The following is a 23024-nucleotide window of genomic DNA, read 5'->3' as shown; positions in this document are numbered from 1 at the left end:
GAGCCATCGAGGATGCTGCTTATTTCTTGTTGTCCGCGCGAACGGCGCCCAGCGCTTCGAGCAACGGCCGGAGCGCTTCGAGTTCCGCGCCGAAGCCGGCCCAATCCCCCGCCTTCAGCCGCGCGATCGCGCGGTCGTAATGGGCCAGCGCGTCGCGGGCGCGCGCATCCGCGGCACCGCCGGCCGGCGCCGCGACCGGCCTCGGCCCCGTCTCCTTGAAGAGCGCCGCGAGCGCGTCGCTCAGGTTTTCCTCCATCACGACGCGATCGCCATAGGCTGCGATCACCCGTTTCAGTTCGGGCAATTGGCCCGACGCCGCGCGCAGATAAAGCGGCGACACGTAGAGAATCGAGTGCTCGATCGGCACGACCACGAGATGGCCGCGGATCACGCGTGAGCCCATCTGGTTCCACAGCGAGATCTGCTGCGAGATTTCCGTGCTCTGCTGGATGCGCGCCTCGATCTGGTACGGCCCATAGATCAGCTTGTCCTTCGGGAACGCGTAGACGATCAGCTTGCCGTATCCGGGCGGATCGCAACGCGCGGCCAGCCACGCGATCATGTTCTCGCGCTGGCTCGGCACCATCGGCAGCATGAGCACGAAGCCGGCCTGCGCGTCGCCGGGCAGCCTCATGATCGTGTAGTACGGCGCCATCTGCGTGTTCGTGGCGTCGCCCCCGTCGATATCGCCCAGCGCGCGAGGAAACTGCCAGAGGTCCTCGCGGTTATAGAACACTTCCGGTGCATCCATGTGATAAGCGCGATAGAGGTTCGCCTGGATCAGAAACAGATCCTCGGGGTAGCGGATATGCCGTTGAAGATCCTGCGGCATCGCGTCGAGCGGCTTGAACATGCCGGGGAAGATCCGCGCGTAAGTCCGCACCAGCGGATCGGCAGGATCGCTGACGTAGAAATCGACCGTGCCGTTGTATGCGTCGACCACCACCTTGACCGCGTTGCGAATGTAGTTGGCGCCGTCGCCGACGCCGGGCGGCGCATACGGGAACCAGCGGCTGGTCGTATAGGCGTCCTGCATCCAGAACAGGCGTCCGTTGCTTGCGACGACATACGGGTCGTGGTCGAGCGCGAGAAACGGCGCAATCGTGCGTATCCGGTCCCGGATGTTGCGGTGAAACAGGATCCTGCTGTCGTTCGTGATGTAGTGCGTCAGCAGGATGTTGGGATCGTCGAACTGCCACGCGAAGAGGCTGCGCCGCGCCGCGCCGCCGATCGCGACACCGTCGCGCCCGCTGTAGGACGTATAGACGTTGCTGTCTCCCTTCGGGTAGTCGAATTCGGGCACGCTGCCCTTCACGATCACATAACCCTGCCCGCCCTGGCCGAAGTAGATGCGCGGTTCGCGGATCGCCGGTCCGCCATCCGCGACCGGCGGAATGTCGCGCAGATACAGCGACGGCAGGCCTTCCGTGGATTTCTCCGTGACCGGCGACATCACGACGCCGTTGCCGTGGGTAAACAGCAGATGCAGGTTCACCCAGGTTCGCGCGTTCTCCGGCAGCATCGTCTGCTCCAGTTCGCGCGCCGACAGCATGACCTGCCGGTAGCCGGAGTCGAGCCGGTAGCGATCGATGTTCACGGAGAAGAACTTGTAGTAAGTCCTGATCTCCTGCAACTGCGCATAGGTATCCATCAGCGGCTGCACATCCCACAGGCGGATGTTGTCGACGGTCGCGCGATTGGCCTGCAGCGCCGCGAGACTCAGGCCCTGCTCGGCCGCAAACGGCTTGACCTCGATCTGCGCGAGACCGTAAGCCTGCCTCGTCAACGCGATGTTGTGCCGGATAAAGGGCGTCTCGAGCTGCAGTTCGCTCGGCTTGACGTAGAAGCGCTGGAACAGCGCGGGATAGACGATGCCGAGCGCAAACGAAGTGCCGAACACCAGCAGCACCGCAGCGGCCGGCAGCCGATAGCCGGGCCGGCGCATGTTGACCAGCATCGCAACGGCCGACGCAGCGGCGAGGCCGACGAGCAGCCACAGCACCGGCAGCATCACGTGGACATCCGTATAGCCGGCGCCGACCACGACGCCGTTGTTGTCGTAGAGCAGCAGAAAGCGTTCGAGCCACCAGGACCAGGCTTTCAGCACGAAGAACAGCGCCAGCAGCGCCGAACCGTGAACGGCGGCAGCCGACGAAAGCCCCTTCGGCGGACGGAGCATGACGTCGCCGCGCAGCCAGTAGACGCTGCCCGCGACGATCGTGCAGCAGACGACCACTTGCAGCAGCAAATTCTTCAGCACGATCCAGACAGGTAGCGCGAACAGATAGAAACCGATGTCCTTGCCGAAGATCGGATCGTTCGTGCCGAACGGCACCCGATGCAGAAAGCGAAGCGCAACATCCCAGTTCGACATCGCACCGGCGGCGATCGCAAGCCCGAGGAGGGCGGCGCCCGCGGCGATCACCGCGCGCCATGGAATGTGCGACGCGACCTCCCCTGCCAGCGCCCGAAGGACGTCCTCCGCACGCGTCGACGACGTGTCTTCCACCTGCCAGACATCGACAGGCCTTGCAAGACGATGCGCGATCAACCCCGACGCGCCGATCGCGGCCGCCGACGCGGCGAACACCGCGACGAACAGCAGCACCCTCGCCGACAGGATCGTCCAGAAGACGCCGGCATAGCCGACCGACGCGAACCAAAGCCAGTCGACCAGGAAACCGGTGATGCGCCCGATGACGATCAGGCACGCGACGACGACCGCAGCCGCGATCCCATAGCGCCTCAGGCGCGAGGCGGACGTTGCTTGCGAGCGCATCGAGGCTCCTTTGCCGGGCCATCGTGCGTGGCCGGCTGCGGCCGGATCGGGGTGTGCCGCCGATCCGTCAGTCTGGATCGCGGCCGGCCGCATGTCTGAATGCTACGCCCGTTGCCGGCACGTCGCCATCCAACGGCGTGCGCGGCGTCACTTGCGACGATCGATCGCAGTGCAGTGCAGCAAATTCGTTCGATCCCGCTCTCGGTACGCCATACGAAGCGTGGGTAGACGACCCGCACGAGATCGCCTCCCTGCTGACGAACCGTCACGAACGGGCGCTCGGTGCAGGGCTCGTCGAACCGACCGCTTACGCCGTGTTCGTCACCGGCTCCAGCGCGATCAGCGTGCACGATTCGGGCGGCATCGGCGGTAGCGGCACGCCGATATCCAGCAACGTCGCCCCCGAAAACTTTGCCCCTTCGCCGGCCATCGCGGCAAACAGGTCGGTCTGGTGCACGAAGTGCGGCGCGACGGGCACATGAAGGAAGCGGGCGCGATAAACGACATCGCGCCGCAGTCCCTCGATGCGCAGCGGCAATGCATAGCGCGTGTCGTCCTCGTGCAATCGATAGACCGCCAGCAGCGATGACATCCCGTCGTCGGCGACGGCCTGGGTCCACGCCAACGCACTTCCGGCATGCCCCTGCCGCAGGGTTCCGCCGTGCAGGACCGGCCGCCACGTCTTGTACAGCGCAATCCAGTGGCGGGCTTCGTCGAATTCCTCGACGGACAAGGTTCGCGGATCGATTTCGAGCCCGAGGTGACCGAAGATCGCGACGGCGGCCCTGAATGCCAGCGTATGCCGCCGCCCCGTCGTATGAGAGCATTCCGCGCCGATGTGCGCGCCCATTACTTCGGGCGGAAAGAAACGCAGGAAGCCGCGCTGGATGCCGATCCGGGTCAGCGCGTCGTTGCAATCGCTCGTCCAGATCCGCTGCACGTACTCCATCACGCCATAATCGGCACGCCCCCCGCCGGATGCGCAGCTCTCGATCTCCACCGACGGAAACGCGCGACGCAGCCGGTCCAGCAATGCGTAGAACGCACGGGTCTGGCGACGGTAGGCCGCGAGGCCGCGATGGCCCGCGGTCGCGAGATCGCGATTCATGTCCCACTTGACGTAGGAAATCGGATGCTCGCGCAACAACGCACCGACCTGCTCGAACAGATGCGCGTCCACATCGGGCTCCGCGAGATCGAGCACCAGCTGGTTGCGCCCCGTCACCAGCGGCCTGCCGTCGAGCCGGAGCACCCAGTCGGGATGGGCGCGATACAGTTCGCTATCCGGATTGACCATCTCCGGCTCCATCCAGATCCCGAATTCCATGCCGAGGCCGCGCACGCGCTCGACGAGCGGCGCGAGTCCGCGCGGATACTTGTCGGCATCGGGCCACCAGTCGCCCAGCCCCGCACGATCGTTGTTGCGTCGATGAAACCAGCCGTCGTCGAGCACGAAGCGCTCGACGCCCAGCCGCGCGGCGGCACGGGCCAGTTCCTCGAGATCCGCCGGATCATGCTGGCAATACACGGCCTCCCAGGTATTGAGCATGACGGGACGCGGGCGCATGGGTTGCTGCGGCGAGTTCAGCATGTTCGCGCGAACGAAGCGATGAAACCCGGCACTCAGTCCGTTCAGGCCACGTTCGCCGTACGACAGGTATGCGCACGGCGTGCGATAGCGTTGCCCGGGGCGCAGCACGACTTCACCCGGCGCCAGCCACTCGCCCAACTGGAGTTGCCGGCGACCGTCGGCCATCGGTTCGACGACGATCGAATGGTTGCCGCTCCATCCCAGATGGGCGCCATAAACATGGCCTTCATCGTCCCCGAGCGACGAACCGATCATCACGCCCGGAAACGAGTCGTGGGAAGTACGACCGCGCCGGTTGTCCCGGCGCCACGTCGCGACGCCCAGGCGCTCGCGCGTTTCCTGGAACTCCAGTGTCCAGCGCCCGGAGAAACCCAGTACCTGGTCTGCGTCGGGCGGCAACGGCACCGACGCCGCGGCCAGCCAGTCCACGCGAAACGGCGTCTCGCCGCGGTTCTCCACCTCGGCCCACATCGTCACGACGTCCGACGCCGGGTCGATCGCATAACCCAGCGTCATGCCCAGCGCAGCTTGCTCGTCGCTCAGCGTCAGCAACAAGCCGTGTTCGTTTCGGCGGACTTCGTCGAGCCGGAATTGCTGCGCCCAGTCCGTATCGCCGTCCGTCCCCGGGCGGGCGCCTGCCAGTGCAGGCTGGTGAAACCAGCCGAACCCGTGCGTCGGCAGGACGGTGAACGGCGGATCGCCGTCTAGCACCGTGGGCGGGTGCGGTCGCGCGCTCGCCGCGCGCCAGAAGCCGGCGCGTTCATCGGGTTTCGCGCCGAAGTGACGCCATATCGGCGGCATGCCGGACGACTCCTCCAGTGCAATGCAGACGTTGGAGCCGTTCAGGCACACCAGTTTCGTATCGAGCATAGGCTTACCCTTTGGTGGCCCCCATCGTGAGGCCGGCAATGAAGTGTTTTTGCTTGAAGAAAAAGATCAGGACAGGCGGAAGGGCTGCGACGATCGACCCGGCCGCGACGAGATGCCATTGAGCGACCCAGATGCCGCTCAGCGTCTTCAGCCCGGCGGTGACCGGCATCGCGTGATCGCCCTGCACCAGCACCGTGGCCCAGAAGTAGTCGTTCCACACGAAGGTGAAGACCAGTACCGAGATCGCCGCCATCGCCGGCCGCACGAGCGGCAGCACGACCTTGTAGAAGACCTGGAACTCGGTCGCGCCGTCCATGCGCGCCGCTTCGATCAGTTCGCGCGGCAGCTCGATGATGAAGTTGCGCATGAAGAACGTGCAGAAGCCGGTATTGAACGCGACATGGAACAGCACGAGGCCCGGCACGGAGTTGTAGAGCCCCAGTTGCAGGCTCATCAGCCGGACCGGAATCATCAGGATCTGGAACGGCACGAAGTTGCCGGCCAGGAACAGGAAAAAGACCGGCAGGTTCAGCCTGAACCGATAGACGCCGAGCGCGAAGCCGGCCATGCAGCTGAGGGCCACCGCGCCGATCACCGCGGGCAGCGTGATCAGGCAGGTGTTGACGAGATAGCGCGCCAGCGGCGTATCCGTGAACACGGCGCGATAGTTTTCCACGACGCGCCACTCGGTCGGCCACCCCCAGTAGTTGCCGGCGAAGATGTCGGCGGAGCCGCGTATCGACGTCAGCGCGACGGCCAGAAGCGGCAGCAGCCAGACGACGAGCGCGACGGCGAGCACGGCGCGGTACAGCCATTGCGCGGAACGGCTTGCCTGTTCGATCGGTGTGGGAAACATTCAGGCAAGCTCCTTTTCCTGCGTGTAGACGCGAACGATGACGAAGCCGATATAGACGAGCATCAGCAGGAACAGGATCGTCGCGATCGCCGAGCCGTAGCCGACCCGATAGCCGTAATCGCCGAGCGCCTGCTCGTACATGTAATAGGCCAGCACCCTCGACGATCCGTACGGGCCGCCCTGGGTCATGATCGACACCATGTCGAAGCTGCGCAGCGCGCCGACGACCGTCACGACGATCGCCACGAACGTCGCGGAGCGCAACTGCGGCAGCACGACACGACGCAGCATCGACCAGCCGTGCGCACCTTCGAGGCGCGCTGCCTCGATCAGGTCGGCCCGCACGTTCGACAGGCCCGTCAGATAGAGAATCATGCAGTACGAGATCTGCGGATAGAGCCCGGCGGCGACGATGCCGTACGTGACGTAACGCTCGTCGGACAGCACGGCCACGGGCGGGATGCCGAACCAGTGGAGCACGTGGAACAGCAGGCCGTTGGACGGATCGTAGAACCAGCCGAACACGAGCCCGATCACGGCCTGCGAGATCACGAACGGAAAGAAGAACATCGACTTGACGGCGCGCATCCCGAACACGTTCTGATTGAGGAACAGCGCGAAGAACAAGCCGGCCGGGACGGCCAGCAGAAAGCCGACCAGCCAGACGATGTTGTTCCTGAACGCCGTCCAGAAATCGGGATCGCCGAGGAGCTCGAGGTAGTTGCCCAGCCCGACGAAGCGGGGCGTGCTCAAGCCGTCCCACGCATAGAAGCCGAAGCCGATCGAGCGGACGATCGGCACGACGACGTACACGGCGAACAGCACGAGCGCGGGCGCGAGAAACAGCCAGGGCGCGATCGCGCGCTGGTGACGCTCCCAGAACGTGACGCGCGGGGCGCCGACGGATGTGACAGTGGATTGCACGAAACCTCCGGTGGCGGACGAACGCGACACCGCATCCGTCCGGGGCACGATTCAATCGTTATTTGTAGACGCGCTGGCGCACCTGCTCCAGCCGGTCGAGCACTTCGCCGCGCGTGTCGGGTTTCAGCATGTATCGCTCGAAGCCGTCCATCGCGGCCTGGGTGAGTTCGGGCGCGGCATCGCGGTCGAAGAACTGCGACAGCCCCTGCGCCTTCGCGAGCAGCGCCGCGCCCGCCTTCAGATACGGATCGCTCGGCGGCGGCGCATCCTGGTTGACGGGCAGTTCCTCGGTGCGCTCGCCGAACCGGGCCTGCACGTCCGCGCGCGCCATGTACGCGAGGAAGCGGCGTGCATCGGCCTTGTTACGTGCGTTGGCGGGGATATGGATCGACTCGATCGGCGCCTCCTCCGCACGGGGGACCGCAGGGTCGATCGTCGGGAACGGCATGAAGCCGAGCTTGTCCGGGCCGAGGCCGGCCTGCTTCATCGGCGCCACCACGAAGTTGCCCATCAGGTACATCGCGCCCTTGCCTTGCGCGAGCGACGCAGCTGCCTCCTGCCACGTGTAGGACGCGTGATTGGCGAGGAAATAACCCGGCTTCGTCAGCTGATCCCAGCGATCGAACACGGCCTTGACGCGCGGGTCCGTCATCGGCACCTTGCCGCTCGTCAGCGCCATGTGGAACGGAAAGCCGTTCACGCGCAGGTCGAGATAGTCGAACCACGCCAGATTCGTCCACGGCTCCTTCGTGCCGATCACGAACGGCGTGATGCCGTTCGTCTTGAGCTTCGCGCACGCGTCGAGCAATTCCTGCCACGTCTTCGGCGGCTCGATGCCGAACTTCGCGAAGATGTCCTTCCGGTAATAGATGCCCCACTGGTAATACGTGTACGGGATGCCCCACTTCTTGCCGTCCAGCGTCATCGCCGCCGACGCGGACTTGAGCTTGACGTCGAGATTCCCCTTCGCCCACAGATCGGACACGTCCTCGAACAGCTTCGCATGCACGAACGGCTCCATCTTGTGCCCCGGATACCAGTTCACGACATCGGGTGCGTCGGCGGTCAGAAAATTCCGGATCGCCGTCTTGTACGCATCGTGGTCGAAGCGGTTGACCTTGACCTGCACATCGGGATTTTCGGCCTTGAAGCCGTCCACCGCGGCGTCGAACGCGGCCTTCACCGCGACATCGGACGTATCGGTGTTGATGACGAGCGTTGCGGCGCCTGCATTCAATGCGGCCGTGGCCGCCAACGTGCACAACACGGTCGTCAACACGTTCCTGCGTGTATTCATGGGGATCTCCTCCTGGTGGTTCGCGGCGGCGTCGCGCCGCTCGTATCGTTGCGTCGATTGCTTTTGGTTCACGCGCGGTTCACGCGTACGAGGCCAGCAGCGGCGCTTCCTCGTCGATGCAGCGCCGCAGTGCCTGCCCGCTGCTGTCGAACGCATGCAGCTTGTCGGGCGGCATGAACAGTGAAAGACGGTGGCCCGCACCGATGTTCGTCGTACCGGGCAGCCTGGCGATCCACTGCTGCCCCGCATCGTCGCCGCGCAGGTAGACGTAGGTCGCTTCGCCGAGCCGCTCCTGCCAGGTCGCCTCGCGCACGAGATGCTGCCGGTCGCCGCCGGGTGCGAAATCCTCCGGGCGAATGCCGAGCGTGAGCGGTTCGCCCGGGCGCAACCGGCGGGCATCGACGCACGCCGACAGCACTTCGCCGCTCGCGAGACGCACCCGCGCCTGCCGCTCGCCGGCGTCGACCAGCACGGCGTCGATGAAATTCATCTTCGGCGACCCGATGAAACCGGCGACGAAGCGATTGCGCGGATGGTGATAGAGCTCGAGCGGCGATCCGGCCTGCGCGAGACTGCCGTGCTGACGGGTCGCCTCGCCCGAATTGAGCAGCACGACACGGTCGGCGAGCGTCATCGCCTCCACCTGGTCGTGCGTCACGTAGACCGTCGATACACGGCCGATCTCGCGGTGGATGCGCGCAATCTCGTGGCGCGTCTGCACGCGCAACGCGGCGTCGAGATTGGACAGCGGTTCGTCGAACAGGAACACGCCCGGCTCGCGCACGATCGCGCGCCCGATCGCAACCCGCTGCCGCTGGCCACCGGACAGCGCCCGCGGCTTGCGATCGAGCAGGTGTTCGATCTGCAGCGCGCGCGCCGCACCGAGCACCTTGTCGCGAATCGTCGCCTTGTCGACGCGCGACAGCGTCAGGCCGAACGACAGGTTTTCATGGACGGTCATGTGAGGAAAGAGCGCATAACTCTGGAAGACCATCGACACGCCGCGCCGCGCGGGCGGCACGTCGTTGATCCGCCGGTCGCCGATGAAGATCTCCCCGTCGGTGATGTCCTCGAGCCCGGCGATCATGCGCAGCAACGTCGATTTCCCGCAGCCCGATGCGCCCAGGAATACGCAGAACTCGCCTTCGGCGATGTCGAGATCGACATCCCGCACGATCGGCACACCGCTGCCGTATGCCTTCGACACGCCTCTCAGTACTACGCTTGCCATGCCAGTCTCCACTTGAATGTCTTGTTGTTCACGCGCATGTCGCGGGCCTATTTCGACACCTGTACGACCGCGGTGCCTTGCGGGGCGACCGTCACGTCGACGTAGGTATAGGTCGGTCCGCCGCTGCCTTCAGGCTGTTCGGTGCTCGCCGCGCGCGCCACGCCGTTGACGACGACGGTCGGGTAGTTGCCCGCGAATCGCGCATGCCATGCATAGGAGGTTCCGCCCGCCGGGTTCTCGTTGGCGAGCGTGCTGCGCGTGGCGCCGTCGTGTCGGACGGTGACTTTCCCCGCGCCGATCGGAACGTGCGAGACCTGCAGCCAGGCCATGCCGGTGGCCGGCAGTTGCGACAGGGTCGTCAGCTTGCCGGCGGCAGCGTCGGGCTCGACGCCGAGCAGCCCGGCGATCGCCTGTCCGACGAGCGTGAACGACACCTCCGGATAGTCTCCGTTGACGAAGTTGTTGCCGTAGCCGCCGTGGACGTCGTTGATGCGGTTGTACACGTATTGCATCCACGCCCACGCGGTGGTGCCGTCGTGAACCGCAAAGAATGCGTCCGGCAGATAGGTCGCGGCTTCGAGGTTGGCCGGCGCCTGGCCAAGCGCGGTGGTGTTGAGCCATCCCATGTACTGGTCGCGGCGCGTGCCCGCGTTCATGATCCCCTTCATCGGCGGGAACCAGCTCATCTCGCCGCCCCACGCGATCGACTTGACCGCCGACGGATCGTAGGAGCGCACCACGTCGGTCGAATCGGTGGACGAAACCACGCTCCAAGGCGCGTTGTAATAGGTCTTAAGATCGCCGGCCCGGGTCGCATAGGTGTTCGCCGTCGTCGTATCGCCTGCCGCCGTCGCGAGCTGCTGCATCGCGACGTACGCACGGTACTGGCTGGACAGCGCGTCGGCCGCTTCGACCGGATTGCCCGGTGCGCCTTCGTTGTAGCTCGCCACGCCGGCCCAGATGTCGGCGCCGCTTTCCTGCGCGACCTTGACCTGCCGGCCGTTGGCCGTGCCGTCGACGAGCGGTCCGTAGTGCGCGTCGACGAACGCACTCGCGGTGTTCGTGACGAATGCATAGAACGGGCCGCCCGATGCCGCATAGTCGGTGTCGCCGGTCCAGCGGTAGCCGTCCGCGATGCGCTGCGCAAGCTCGAACGGTGCGGGCAGCTCCCGCACGAACGACGTATCGCTCGAATAGTCGGTGAGGCCGATGGATCCGTCGAAGTTCAGCGCCCAGACAGGGTAGCCGCCGCGTGCCGCATTCGCGGTGGCGGTGAACGCGGCCAGCATCGCCTTGTTCTGCGCATCCAGCCCCAGCATGTGCGCGCCGACGAACTGATGCGCGAAATCGCGCGCGTAGTAATAGGAGCGGAACGGATAACCGGCCCAGTACGACGGCGCGTAGGTCGCGGCGCCCTGCCCGCTCAGGTGCGATTCGTCCATGTTGGTCACGCCGGTCGTGCAGGCCATGCGCGTCCACGAATTCGCCTTGACCTTCGCCCAGTTGAACAGCGCGACGACGGTCGTGTTGTCCGACGACAGTTGCGGATCGTTGGGTGCGGAAGGGGCGACCTCGATATCGTCGATGTTGATCCACGCGCGCCCGCTCGACGACGTGAATGCGATCGTCACGGCCTGATTCGCGGCAACGGCAACGTGCGGAAGGGTGTACTTGATGTAGTTCGAATTCGCGATCGCCGACGGCAGCGTGACGGTCTGAACCGTCTGGCCGGCCACCTGGACGGAGAAGGTACCTCCCGTGCCGTTCGCGGACGTGGCGATCCACGCGGAGATATCGAAGTTGCCCGCGACAGGCGCCGTCACGGTCTGGGACACGGAGTAGCCGTCCCCGCCGTTCAGGAATGCCGCGCGCCCGCCGCCATGCGGATTGTTCGACGCGCATCCGGCGCCGGATGTGACCGTCCACGACGTCGGGCACGCATAACCCGTCGCCCCCGCCGATTCGAAACCCGGATCGCCGAACTGCAGACTCTGAAAGTTGGCCGGGCATGCGGCGTGCGCGAATCCGGCGGCATGAAGCATTGCTGCGCCGAGTATCGTCGCGTGAAGTTTGCGCTGTGCGATCGCACCTTTCCGATTGTCTCTTCTCATGATTTTTCAATCCTCGTTTATATTCGCATTCCTTACTGTTTTGAAAAATTCTTCGCACGGGACTACGTCGAGCTTCCGTTTCCGGCGATTGCTTGTCTCGTGCCCGGCGCCGGCTTGCCGCGCATGGCGGCGAAGCGGCGGCGTGACCCCGGTCGCGCCGCGTACGCGCTGCTACGTCTTGCGGCTCGCGCCGCAGGATTGCCGGACGATCAGCGGCGCGATATCGCGGGTATACAGGCCGTCCGGCGCATCTCCCGAGATGATCCCGACCAGCGTGGCCGCCGCGTCGCGCCCTTCCTGGAACGGCTCGGTGCGAACTGTCGTCAGCGGGGGCGTCGCGAACGCCGCCAGCGGAATGTCGTCGTAACCGACGATCGCGATGTCCTCCGGAATGCGCAGCCCGGCTTCGCGAATCGCCGCCATTGCGCCGAACGCGATCGTGTCGTTTCCGGCGAACAGCGCCGTCATGCGCGGCGAACCGGCGAGCATCGCGCGCATCGCGTCATAACCGCTCTGCGAACTGTAATCGGCAAAGGCGATCCATTCGGGCCGCACGTCCACGCGATGCATCGCCATCGCGTGCCGGAAACCGTCCAGGCGATCGCGGACGACCTGATAGTCCTCCGATGCGAAGCCGATGTGCGCGATCCGCTCGTGACCGAGCTCCAGCAGGTGTTCCGTCGCCTGCTTCGCGGCCGCGCGGTTGTCGACGCCGATCGCACACACGGTACGCTGCTCGGCCAGGTTCGAACCGAAGACGACGAGCGGGAACCCCTTCTCGGCCAGCTCGTGCAGGTGGCCTTCGTCGAGCCGTCGCGGATTCAGGACGGCCAGGCCGTCGATGCGCCCGCTGTCGACGAGATCGAGGAAGGCGCCGGGCCGGTCGGTCTCCTGCACGGGTTCGAGCATGACCTTGTAGCCGTGCGCATGGCACGCGACACTGAGGCCGGCGAGAAAGCGCGGCAGATAGGCGTCGACGTCGACATGCACGTGATCGCCATGCGGCATCAGGAGCGCGATCGTTTTCGTGGAGCCGCTGGCGAGCGATCGGGCCATCGCGTTCGGCACGTAACCGAGCTGCCTTGCGGCCATCATCACGCGCTCGCGCGTTTCCTCGCTGATTCCCATGCCGGTGACGCCATTCAGCACGAACGACACCGTCGTGCGCGATACGCCGGCAAGCTGGGCGACCTGGGTACTCGTTACGCGACTCACGACGAACTGCTCCTGATTCGATTTAGTTACGGCCTGGAAGGCTGGCGCAGGTCATCCCCGCCCCAGGTTGATCGTCGACCCCAATATACCCGACGCTGTCGGCGCAACCGCCGCATCGCGCCGAACCGCCATCTAACGCGGTTTAGTATAGAGACGGCACGCAACAGGTCAAGGAAACGAAATTGAGTGAATACCCTTAGACCGGCGCAGGGCTGCCGCGCCGGTCAGCCGGCGCGGCGTGCGCATGCGTGATGCATCCGCATGCGCTCCGGATCGCAGTTCAGGAGGACAGCGTGACCGCCATTTTCGTCACGGTCCAGTTCGGATCGCCGGTGCTCATCCAGATCCCCGAACCATCGCTGCCGCCGCAGGTCGGCACCCCGTTCGAATCGGATGTCAGCGCGTAGTACCCCGTCGATTGCGTGCCGTTGGCCCAGGTCTGCACGACCTTGCATTGCGTATTGCTGCCCTTCGACGGGAACTTCACGAGCCAGCGGAACCCGCTTCTCGGCTGGGCGACGGGATCGGAATTGTAGGTGAAATCCGTCTCGATCGTGCCGTTCGCGGTCATCGTCTGCGCAATGCCCGCCTTGACCGTGATCGTGTTGCCGGCGTCATGGAAGTACAGCGGGATGTTGTTGACGGCGACGCTGTTGCCGGCCTGGAACGACGACGGAAGACGGGCGAGCGTGACGAGTTTCTTGTTGGGCGCATCGAAATCGAGACCCAGCACCTTCGTGATCACATCGGAAATCATCGCGAACGCGACTTCAGGATAGCCCGTGACGCCATGGCCGGATTCCCACGACGCAAGCCGCGTCAGCCATTTCCATGCCGTATCCGGCTGGTTCGCGTTGTAGAACGCCGTCGGCAGATAGGTATGCGATTCGATGCCCGGATACGCGAGGCCGTGTGCCTGATAGAGCGCTTCCGACTGCGTATCGACGTAGTTCGCCTGGTTCGCCAGTTTCCCCGGATCGGTAATCACGCCCTTGTAAAGCGGGAAGAGATTGGGCTCCTGCGCGTAGTAATCGTAGTACTGCAGGGTCTGGTAATTAGATGCGTTGTACGTCGTGCTCGTCGTGCCGACGAGCCCCACCGAGAAATGCTGCGCGGCCGGCAGGTACCAGTCGCCATTGAAACTCGTCGACAGCGTGCCGAACCGGGTCGTCACGTTGGTCGCATCGCCTTGCGCGAGCAGCGACGGATAAGCCGAGATCTCGCGGTAGTAGGCAATCTCGCTTGCCGCCATATCGCCGCCCAGCAGGATGACGAGATTGCTCGGGAGGTTGTTGCCGCGGTCGTACACGAACTCGTTGTAGGTCGCCGCCTCGCCGTTCGTCTGGGCCCGCGCCATCCGGAAACCCTCGGCATTGATGTAGCTGCTGTTGCTGACATTGGTAAAGCCGTTGTTGAGGTTGTTCGTATAGTTCGTGAAATCCGCCCCCTGATAGCGGCTGTCTGCAGTCAACCGGTACATCCTCGCGATGTTCTCGCCGATCTCGAACGGTGCCGGCGATTCGTCGTTCTGCTCGTATACGGTTCCGTTCGCACCGATTGCCCAGTAAGGCGCCATCGCGCCACCGTTGTCGTGCAGGAGCTTCACGAAGTGATCGGCCATCTGGTAGTTCTGTTCGTAGAAGCCGAGGTAGTACGCCCCGGTCGCATGATGGACATAGTCTCGCGAGTAGTACGCGCAACGATTCTGCAGCCCCGCGAGATAACCCGGCTGCAGATCCTGCGCCGACGACGGACAACGCGCATCGCTCGAAGCGCTCGGCCATCCGAGGCCGGCCGGCTGTGGCGTGCTGAAGAAGGTCCAGTTGTCGGCCACGAAGTTCAGCTTGCGGGCTTCGACGACAGCCTGGTTGAATGCCGTGGCTAGTGCCGCAGCGGAATTCGCGGAATCGGAACTGCTGGCATGCGCGGTCAGCTCGCCATTGTCGATCGCAACCGCGGCATTCAGTGCCGCGACGGAGCGCGCGACCGGATTGTCCGATTGCCCGTCGCATCCGAACAGGAACACGCTCGCGGCAACGGCGGCAAGCACGCGCAGCCGATGGGGCGCGGTTCCGCCGCCGGCTTCCGAACCGCTTGCAATGCGTTTGAGATTCAAGCGCGCAACCGCGCGCCCCGTTGAACGGACGTCCATCGTGACTCTCCTTGCATAATTGACAAGCGCAATCCGGCGCTCCCGGTACGGCTCACCTCTTCCGCTCATCCGCGGACAATGATTCGCAGTTCGAAACACGTGACGGCGGGAGCCGTTGCCGGGAACGACACGCTCGCGCTGTCAATGCAAGCCGGCGCAATGCCGGGCCGAAATCCGATGCGGCTTACTAACTCGCGTTAGTTACGAAGCAAAATAAAAGCTCCAGCCCACAATATGAACGTCCATGCTCGATGACAAGCAATGGCGAAAAATGTTCTCGGCCTGGAGCCTCAGCAACTAATACGCGTTAGTTTAGAATCTTGCATCATCAAGTCAAGATCGGCCGGCCTAGGGGTTTCCCTAGAGTCTGTGGTGACCCTATCTGAATGATGTCGATGATTTTGGGCAGCATCAGGCAGGCGAAGGCGAGGAAATGAAATCCGGCCAGCGCGTGAGGCAAGCGTTCATCGTCGCGCGCGAGGCGTCGAAAGCGCGCAGCCCATGTGAAGCTGCGCCGGACCACCCGGAGTCTGGGCAGCAACACGAAACCGCGTTTGGCCTCGGTGTGCCTGGCCACCTCCTACTCAATGCCGTGGCTTTGTGCTGCGTGACGAGCCGCTTCGCCGGTATAGCCCCGATCCACGTACGCAAGCGCCACGCTCCGGCCGGCCAATTCCTGTACCGCATGGGCCAATTGCTCGACCTGTGCGCGATCCTGATCGTCGGCCGGTGTCACATGCAGTGCCAGCAACTGACCCAGAGTATCGACCGCGAGACGATCACGCTGTTCGTCACGATCAGTGATGACGACGGGGCCGAGGCACTGGAGAACGAATCCGCCGAGGTTCTGAACCCACCCATCGTCTTTAATCGATTTATCGCGCGCTACGAATAGCCGCGGAAAAGCCAACACGAGAGACCGGCGAGAGTTTGTGACGCGGAAAGTGTAGGCGTTCGCAATTAACGCTAGCAGTGTTCACAGGAGCGCCAGCAAAGTTAGTGAACAGAGCTCGCATTATTGGTTGCGCAACGAAAATACTGTGACAAATGCGCCATTTCCCCCAAACTCCTCGAAACCGGACGGATTGCGATTGATCGCCGTCATCATGGTTACCGAGCGCTGCCAGCACTTATTGCGAACGCCAACAGCAACGACTGACAACCAATACGACGGTTCGCGCCGACGCGCGGCGACCGTCATCGACACCAAGGAAGCAAGATGCCGACATTCCAGGTGATGTTGAGGATGGCACTCTACGTTTCGCTGGTCCTGGCCACGCCCGGGCCGACAAATACCCTGCTGCTGTCCTCGGGAATCAAGGTCGGCTTCCGGAAATCGTCGCCTCTCCTGGCTGCAGAGGCAGCGGGCTATGGCTTCGCGATATCACTGTGGGGTTTCTTCCTGGCGACATTCGCGGCCACACGGCCATGGCTTTACGATGTGCTGAAGCTGGGGAGCTCGGCCTATATTTTCTATCTCGCCCTGCAGCTATGGAAAAGCCCACGCTTTGAAGACATCCGGTCGGGTAGCATCGGCTTTCGCGACATGTTCGTCGCGACGACCATGAACCCGAAGGCGTTATTGTTCGCCACTGCGATCTTTCCCCCGCAGGCTTTCGTATCGGTTCCGTTCTATCTCTGCTCGATCGCGGTCTTCACGGCGCTCGCCGTGACGATCGGTTCGATGTGGCTCACCATCGGCGGCGTCTTGACGGCGCGCCGGTCTCTGGCCACCCATACCGGAACGCTGCTTCGCGGTGCGTCGGTAGTGCTGGTGATGTTCGCGGGCACGCTGGCGTTTTCCGTACTCAACCGCTAGAGCCCCCGAAGTTCATAACACTCTCCAAACGCGGGGAGCAGGTCAAGACCGCCGAGATGCGCAAAGGTTGACATCTTTGTTTCGGAAATGGCGACGACCCTATTTTTTCCGTAAATTCAGTCGTTCATTTCGCATTTTTATACAATAACGGCGCGCACGATAAAAATTAAAAAGATGATTCACTTTTAAAAAGGTAAATAGTTTGCCGGAAAATATTTCTCCAATATTTTCCGGATTGAGTATTCCTCTGGATCAATTGAGATTGATATGAAATTTTGCGAGCTGTGCCATCGTGAACACTGTTATGGTGTATCGCAGAGGTTACGTGCATGGCATGGCAAGCCTCGCGAAGCTGAAGTTGTCTGTGCATCTCGATGCGCTAATGGCGATTAGCCGCATCGGCAAATCAATCTGTTGATGCGGCATCCCTTACGCGGCGTGCCGCCGATGCGACGGGCGCCTCGCATTGTTCGATTGTGCTTCCATTTGAATCGAGAAAGGAACAGCCCCGGATCGGACGAGTTGCGAGTTCGGCTCGACAAGGCGGCACTATCCAATCAGGTTTTAAATCCTATGAGAAGAGTGTCATGAGCAACCCGATCAAGAATATCGTCATCGTGGGCGGCGGCACCGCGGGCTGGATGGCCGCCTCGTACCTCGTCAGGGCGCTCCAACAGCAGACGAACATCACGCTCGTCGAGTCTGCGGCGATCCCCCGGATCGGCGTGGGCGAAGCGACCATCCCGAGTTTGCAGAAGGTGTTCTTCGACTTCCTCGGGATACCTGAGCGGGAGTGGATGCCCCAGGTGAACGGCGCGTTCAAGGCCGCCATCAAGTTCGTGAACTGGAGGAAGTCACCCGAGCGCTCGCGCGACGATCACTTCTACCATTTGTTCGGCAGCGTGCCGAACTGCGACGGCGTGCCGCTTACCCACTACTGGCTGCGCAAGCGCGAACAGGGCTTCCAGCAGCCGATGGAGTACGCCTGCTACCCGCAGCCCGACGCGCTCGACGGCAAGCTGGCACCGTGCCTGCCCGACGGCACCCGCCAGATGTCCCACGCGTGGCACTTCGACGCGCACCTGGTGGCCGATTTCCTGAAGCGCTGGGCCATCGAACGCGGGGTGAAACGCGTGGTCGACGAAGTCGTGGAGGTTCGCCTGAACGACCGCGGCTACATCTCCAGCCTGTCCACCAAGGAGGGGCGCGCGCTGGAGGCGGACCTGTTCATCGACTGCTCCGGCATGCGGGGGCTCTTGATCAACCAGGCCCTGAAGGAGCCCTTCATCGACATGTCCGACTACCTGCTGTGCGACAGCGCGGTCGCCAGCGCCGTGCCCAACGCCGACGCGCGCGTGGGGATCGAGCCGTACACCTCCGCGATCGCCATGAACTCGGGGTGGACCTGGAAGATTCCGATGCTGGGCCGGTTCGGCAGCGGCTACGTCTTCTCGAGCAAGTTCACGTCGCGCGACCAGGCCACCGCCGACTTCCTCAACCTCTGGGGCCTCTCGGACAAGCAGCCGCTCAACCAGATCAAGTTCCGGGTCGGGCGCAACGGGCGGGCCTGGGTCAACAACTGCGTCGCCATCGGGCTGTCGTCGTGCTTCCTGGAGCCGCTGGAATCGACGGGAATCTACTTCATCTACGCGGCGCTTTACCAGCTCGTGAAGCACTTCCCCGATACCTCGTTCGATCCGCGCTTGACCGACGCGTTCAACGCCGAGATCGTCCACATGTTCGACGACTGCCGGGATTTCGTCCAGGCGCACTATTTCGCCACGTCGCGCGACGACACGCCGTTCTGGCTCGCGAACCGGCACGACCTGCGGCTCTCGGACGCCATCAAGGAGAAGGTTCAGCGCTACAAGGCAGGGCTGCCGCTGACCACCACGTCGTTCGACGATTCTACGTACTACGAAACGTTCGACTACGAATTCAAGAACTTCTGGCTGAACGGAAACTACTACTGCATCTTTGCCGGCTTGGGCATGCTGCCCGACCGGTCGCTGCCGCTCTTGCGGCACCGGCCGGAATCGATCGACAAGGCCGAGGCGATGTTCGCCCGCATCCGGCGCGAGGCCGAGCGTCTGCGGACGAGCCTGCCGACGAACTACGACTACCTGCGCTCGCTGCGTGAGGGCGACGCGGGGCTGTCTCGCGGCCAGCCCGGGCCGACGCTCGCGACGCCGGAATTCCTGTAGTGGAGCGCACTCTCGACCGGGTATGCGCATTCGCGGCCACGCACGCCGCGGTGGCGGCCTGCGATCCGCTGCGGGCGCGGGCGCTCGTTCTGCAGCTGCCGGGCCTGAACCGTAAAAAGGACGTGCCCGGCATCGTCGGCCTGTTGCGCGAGTTCCTGCCGGCACGCGGCGTGCCTGCCGGCTGGGGTTTCGTCGAAGCCGCCGCCGCGATGCGCGACATCGGCTTCTTCCTGGGCTCGCTCAAGCGGCACGGACACGAGCCTGCGGACGTGGTGCCCGGGCTCGAGCCGGTGCTGCTCGACCTGGCGCGCGCGACCGACCTGCCGCCGCGCGAGACGCTCCTGCATGTGACGGTCTGGAACCCCGCGGCGGCCGACGCGCAGCGGAGCTACACCGGGCTGCGCGACGAAGCGCACCTGCTCGAGAGCGTGCGCATCTCGATGGCGGCCCTCGAGGCGGCCATCGAGCTGACCGTCGAGTTGTACGACGTGCCCCTGCGGTCGCCGGCATTCGCCGAAGGGTGCGACGAACTGGCGGACTATCTCCACAAGATGGTCGAATCGATCGTTTACGCCTACCGCTATATCTCGGTGCAGGTTTTCTACGACGAGCTTCGCCCGTACTACGAACCGATTCGGGTCGGGGGCCGGAGCTACCTCGGCCCCGGTGCGGTGGAAATGCCCCTCTTCGTGCTGGAGCACGTGCTGTGGGGTTCGCAGTCGGACCACCCTGGTTATCGGGAATTCAAGGAGACGTACCTGCCCTACGTGCTTCCCGCGTTCAGGACGGTCTACGCCCGGTTCGCCGGGGAGCCGGCGCTCGTCGACCGCGTGCTCGACGAAGTGCAAGCGGCCGGCGCGCGGGGCGAGCCAGTCAGGGCCGGGCTGGCGGCCCTCGACCGAGTTTTCGAGGTCCTGCTGCGCTTCCGCGCGCCTCACCTCAAATTGGCGGAGCGGGCGTACGAAGTCGGGCAAAGCGGCCCCACGATCGGCAGCGGGGGGTACGCGCCAAGCGCGCTCGTCGATCTGCTCACGCTCACGCGTGCCGCGCGGTCCCGCATCCGCGCCGCGCTCGACAAACCCTGACGCACCACGCGTGCAGCCATGTGTTCCATCTCACAAGGAGAGTGTGCCCCCATGACTCAGAAGAGCCCCGCGAACGGGCGCGACAGCAACCACTTCGACGTGATCATCCTCGGCTCGGGCATGTCCGGCACCCAGATGGGGGCCATCCTGGCCAACCAGCAGTTTCGCGTGCTGATCGTCGAGGAGTCGTCGCACCCGCGGTTCACGATCGGCGAATCGTCGATCCCCGAGACGTCTCTCATGAATCGCATCATCGCCGATCGCTACGGCATTCCGGAGCTCGACCGCATCACGTCGTTCTACTCGACGCAGCGTTACGTCGCGTCGAGCACGGGCATCAAGCGCAACTTCGGCTTCGTGTTCCACAAGCCCGGCCAGGAGCACGACCCGAAGGAATTCACGCAGTGCGTGATTCCCGAGCTGCCGTGGGGTCCGGAGAGCCATTATTACCGGCAGGACGTCGACGCCTACCTGCTGCAAGCCGCCATCAAATACGGCTGCACGGTCCGCCAGAAGACGAACGTGACCGAATACCACGCCGACAAGGACGGCGTCGCGGTGACCACCGCCCAGGGCGAACGGTTCACCGGCCGGTACATGATCGACTGCGGAGGCCCCCGCGCGCCGCTCGCGACCAAGTTCAAGCTCCGCGAAGAGCCGTGTCGCTTCAAGACGCACTCGCGCAGCCTCTACACGCACATGCTCGGGGTCAAGCCGTTCGACGACATCTTCAAGGTCAAGGGGCAGCGCTGGCGCTGGCACGAGGGGACCTTGCACCACATGTTCGCGGGCGGCTGGCTCTGGGTGATTCCGTTCAACAACCACCCGCGGTCGACCAACAACCTGGTGAGCGTCGGCCTGCAGCTCGACCCGCGTGTCTACCCGAAAACGGACATCTCCGCGCAGCAGGAATTCGACGAGTTCCTCGCGCGGTTCCCGAGCATCGGCGCGCAGTTCCGGGACGCCGTGCCGGTGCGCGACTGGGTCAAGACCGACCGCCTGCAATTCTCGTCGAACGCCTGCGTCGGCGACCGCTACTGCCTGATGCTGCACGCGAACGGGTTCATCGATCCGCTCTTCTCCCGGGGGCTCGAGAACACCGCGGTGACCATCCACGCGCTCGCGGCGCGCCTCATCAAGGCGCTGCGCGACGACGACTTCTCCCCCGAGCGCTTCGAGTACATCGAGCGCCTGCAGCAGAAGCTTCTGGACCACAACGACGACTTCGTCAGCTGCTGCTACACGGCGTTCTCGGACTTCCGCCTGTGGGACGCGTTCCACCGGCTGTGGGCGGTCGGCACGATCCTCGGGCAGTTCCGGCTCGTGCAAGCCCACGCGAGGTTCCGCGCGTCGCGTGACGAGGGTGACCTCGATCACCTCGACAACGACCCGCCGTACCTCGGGTACCTGTGCGCGGACATGGAGGGGTACTACCAGTTGTTCAACGACGCCAAAGCCGAGGTCGAGGCCGTGAGCGCCGGGCGCAAGCCGGCCGACGAGGCCGCGGCGCGGATTCACGCGCTCATCGACGAACGAGACTTCGCCAGGCCGATGTTCGGCTTCGGGTACTGCATCACCGGGGCCAGGCCGCAGCTCAACAACTCGAAGTACAGCCTGCTGCCGGCGCTGAAGCTGATGCACTGGACGCAAACCAGCGCGCCGGCAGAAGTGAAAAAGTACTTCGACTACAACCCGATGTTCGCGCTGCTCAAGGCGTACATCACGACCCGCATCGGCCTGGCGCTGAAGTAGTCAGCCGACACCTACATGAAAACGATGGACGACGTTCAATTGGATCAAGCTGTCGCCAAGGAGCACCTCCCGGGGGCTTACGACGCGACCACGCGCCTGGCCGCGAGCTGGTACGTCGCGATGCGCTCGGACGACCTCAAGGACAAGCCGACGGCGTTGACGCTCTTCGGCCGTCCGTGCGTGGCGTGGCGCGGCGCGACGGGGCGGGCGGTGGTGATGGACCGCCACTGCTCGCACCTCGGCGCGAACCTGGCCGACGGGCGGGTCAAGGACGGGTGCATCCAGTGCCCGTTTCACCACTGGCGGTACGACGAGCAGGGCCAGTGCGTTCACATCCCCGGCCACAGCCCGGCGGTGTGCCGGCTGGAGCCCGTCCCGCGCGGCGCGCGCCAGCCGACGTTGGTCACCGCCGAGCGATACGGCTACGTGTGGGTCTGGTACGGCTCGCCGCAGCCGCTGCACCCGCTGCCCGAAATCGCCGCGGCCGACGTCGACAACGGCGACTTCATGCACCTGCACTTCGCGTTCGAGACGACGACGGCGGTCTTGCGGATCGTCGAGAACTTCTACGACGCGCAGCACGCGACCCCCGTGCACGCGCTCCCGATCTCGGCCTTCGAACTCAAGCTCTTCGACGATTGGCGCCAGTGGCCGGAGGTCGAGTCGCTGGCCCGGGCGAGCGCGTGGTTCGGTGCCGGGATCGACTTCACCGTGGACCGGTACTTCGGGCCCCTCGGCATGCTGTCGCGCGCGCTCGGCCTGAACATGTCGCAGATGAACCTGCACTTCGACGGCTACCCGGGCGGGTGCGTCATGACCGTCGCGCTGGACGGAGACTTCAAATACAAGCTGCTCCAGTGCGTGACGCCGGTGAGCGACGGCAAAAACGTCATGCACATGCTCATCTCGATCAAGAAGGTCGGCGGCGCCCTGCGCCGCGCGACCGACTACGTGCTGTTCGGGTTGCAGACCAGACAGGCCGCGGGGTACGACGTCAAGATCTGGAACGGAATGAAGCCGGACGGCGGCGGCGCGTACAGCAAGTACGACAAGCTCGTGCTCAAGTACCGCGCGTTCTACCGGGGCTGGGTCGACCGCGTCGCCGAGACGGCTGCTCGACCGCACCGCCGCGAGTGAG

General features: G+C 64.3%; 15 protein-coding genes. 5 read left to right on the top strand and 10 right to left on the bottom strand.

What is annotated here, in order from left to right:
- Nucleotides 1-19: 19 nt before the first annotated feature.
- The 10 genes from LXM88_RS03130 to LXM88_RS03085 form a co-directional block, all read right to left on the bottom strand.
- Entirely contained in the window at nt 20-2779 is a 2760-nt protein-coding gene (locus LXM88_RS03130; protein ID WP_262530480.1) for a UPF0182 family membrane protein, read from the bottom strand.
- Between the two features lie 307 nt (nt 2780-3086).
- Nucleotides 3087-5240 carry an alpha-galactosidase gene (locus LXM88_RS03125; RefSeq protein WP_262530479.1) on the bottom strand — a complete coding sequence of 718 codons (2154 nt, stop codon included), beginning with the start codon at nt 5238-5240 and terminating at the stop codon, nt 3087-3089.
- Between the two features lie 4 nt (nt 5241-5244).
- Nucleotides 5245-6096, bottom strand: coding sequence for a carbohydrate ABC transporter permease (locus LXM88_RS03120; protein WP_262530478.1), 852 nt, complete (start codon nt 6094-6096; stop codon nt 5245-5247).
- Complete coding sequence (locus tag LXM88_RS03115; protein WP_412524078.1) at nt 6097-7020, bottom strand: carbohydrate ABC transporter permease; 924 nt, start codon at nt 7018-7020, stop codon at nt 6097-6099.
- A 58-nt stretch (nt 7021-7078) separates the two neighbouring features.
- A complete protein-coding gene (locus LXM88_RS03110; protein WP_262530477.1) occupies nt 7079-8317 on the bottom strand; it encodes an ABC transporter substrate-binding protein in 1239 nt (412 codons plus the stop codon).
- Nucleotides 8318-8396: 79 nt separating this feature from the next.
- A complete protein-coding gene (locus LXM88_RS03105) occupies nt 8397-9548 on the bottom strand; it encodes an ABC transporter ATP-binding protein (RefSeq protein WP_262530476.1) in 1152 nt (383 codons plus the stop codon).
- A 47-nt stretch (nt 9549-9595) separates the two neighbouring features.
- Nucleotides 9596-11590, bottom strand: a complete 1995-nt coding sequence (locus LXM88_RS03100; protein ID WP_262530475.1) for a hypothetical protein — start codon at nt 11588-11590, stop codon at nt 9596-9598.
- Nucleotides 11591-11830: 240 nt separating this feature from the next.
- Nucleotides 11831-12874, bottom strand: a complete 1044-nt coding sequence (locus LXM88_RS03095; protein WP_262530474.1) for a LacI family DNA-binding transcriptional regulator — start codon at nt 12872-12874, stop codon at nt 11831-11833.
- A 280-nt stretch (nt 12875-13154) separates the two neighbouring features.
- A complete protein-coding gene (locus LXM88_RS03090; RefSeq protein WP_262530473.1) occupies nt 13155-15026 on the bottom strand; it encodes a hypothetical protein in 1872 nt (623 codons plus the stop codon).
- 580 nt (nt 15027-15606) lie between these two features.
- Nucleotides 15607-15762, bottom strand: a complete 156-nt coding sequence (locus LXM88_RS03085; protein WP_262531628.1) for a hypothetical protein — start codon at nt 15760-15762, stop codon at nt 15607-15609.
- Between the two features lie 483 nt (nt 15763-16245).
- Here LXM88_RS03085 and LXM88_RS03080 point away from each other — a divergent pair, with 483 nt between their 5' ends.
- From LXM88_RS03080 to LXM88_RS03060, 5 genes are all read left to right on the top strand, one after another.
- A complete protein-coding gene (locus LXM88_RS03080; RefSeq protein ID WP_262530472.1) occupies nt 16246-16845 on the top strand; it encodes a LysE family translocator in 600 nt (199 codons plus the stop codon).
- 587 nt (nt 16846-17432) lie between these two features.
- Complete coding sequence (locus LXM88_RS03075) at nt 17433-19049, top strand: tryptophan halogenase family protein (RefSeq protein ID WP_262530471.1); 1617 nt, start codon at nt 17433-17435, stop codon at nt 19047-19049.
- Nucleotides 19049-20134, top strand: coding sequence for a monodechloroaminopyrrolnitrin synthase PrnB family protein (locus LXM88_RS03070; protein ID WP_262530470.1), 1086 nt, complete (start codon nt 19049-19051; stop codon nt 20132-20134). Before LXM88_RS03075 ends, LXM88_RS03070 begins: the two co-directional genes overlap by 1 nt.
- Before the next feature lie 51 nt (nt 20135-20185).
- Nucleotides 20186-21886 (top strand): NAD(P)/FAD-dependent oxidoreductase, encoded by a 1701-nt coding sequence (locus LXM88_RS03065; protein WP_262530469.1) that lies wholly within the window; start codon nt 20186-20188, stop codon nt 21884-21886.
- A 24-nt stretch (nt 21887-21910) separates the two neighbouring features.
- On the top strand, nt 21911-23023 hold the full coding sequence (locus tag LXM88_RS03060; protein ID WP_262531627.1) for a Rieske 2Fe-2S domain-containing protein: 1113 nt from the start codon (nt 21911-21913) through the stop codon (nt 23021-23023).
- The last annotated feature ends 1 nt before the right edge of the window (nt 23024 follow it).

Source organism: Burkholderia sp. S-53 (assembly GCF_025560745.1).
Classification (GTDB): Bacteria; Pseudomonadota; Gammaproteobacteria; order Burkholderiales; family Burkholderiaceae; genus Burkholderia; species Burkholderia pyrrocinia.
Note: the sequence above shows the minus strand (reverse complement) of the source record. Positions and strands in the feature narration are given on the sequence as shown.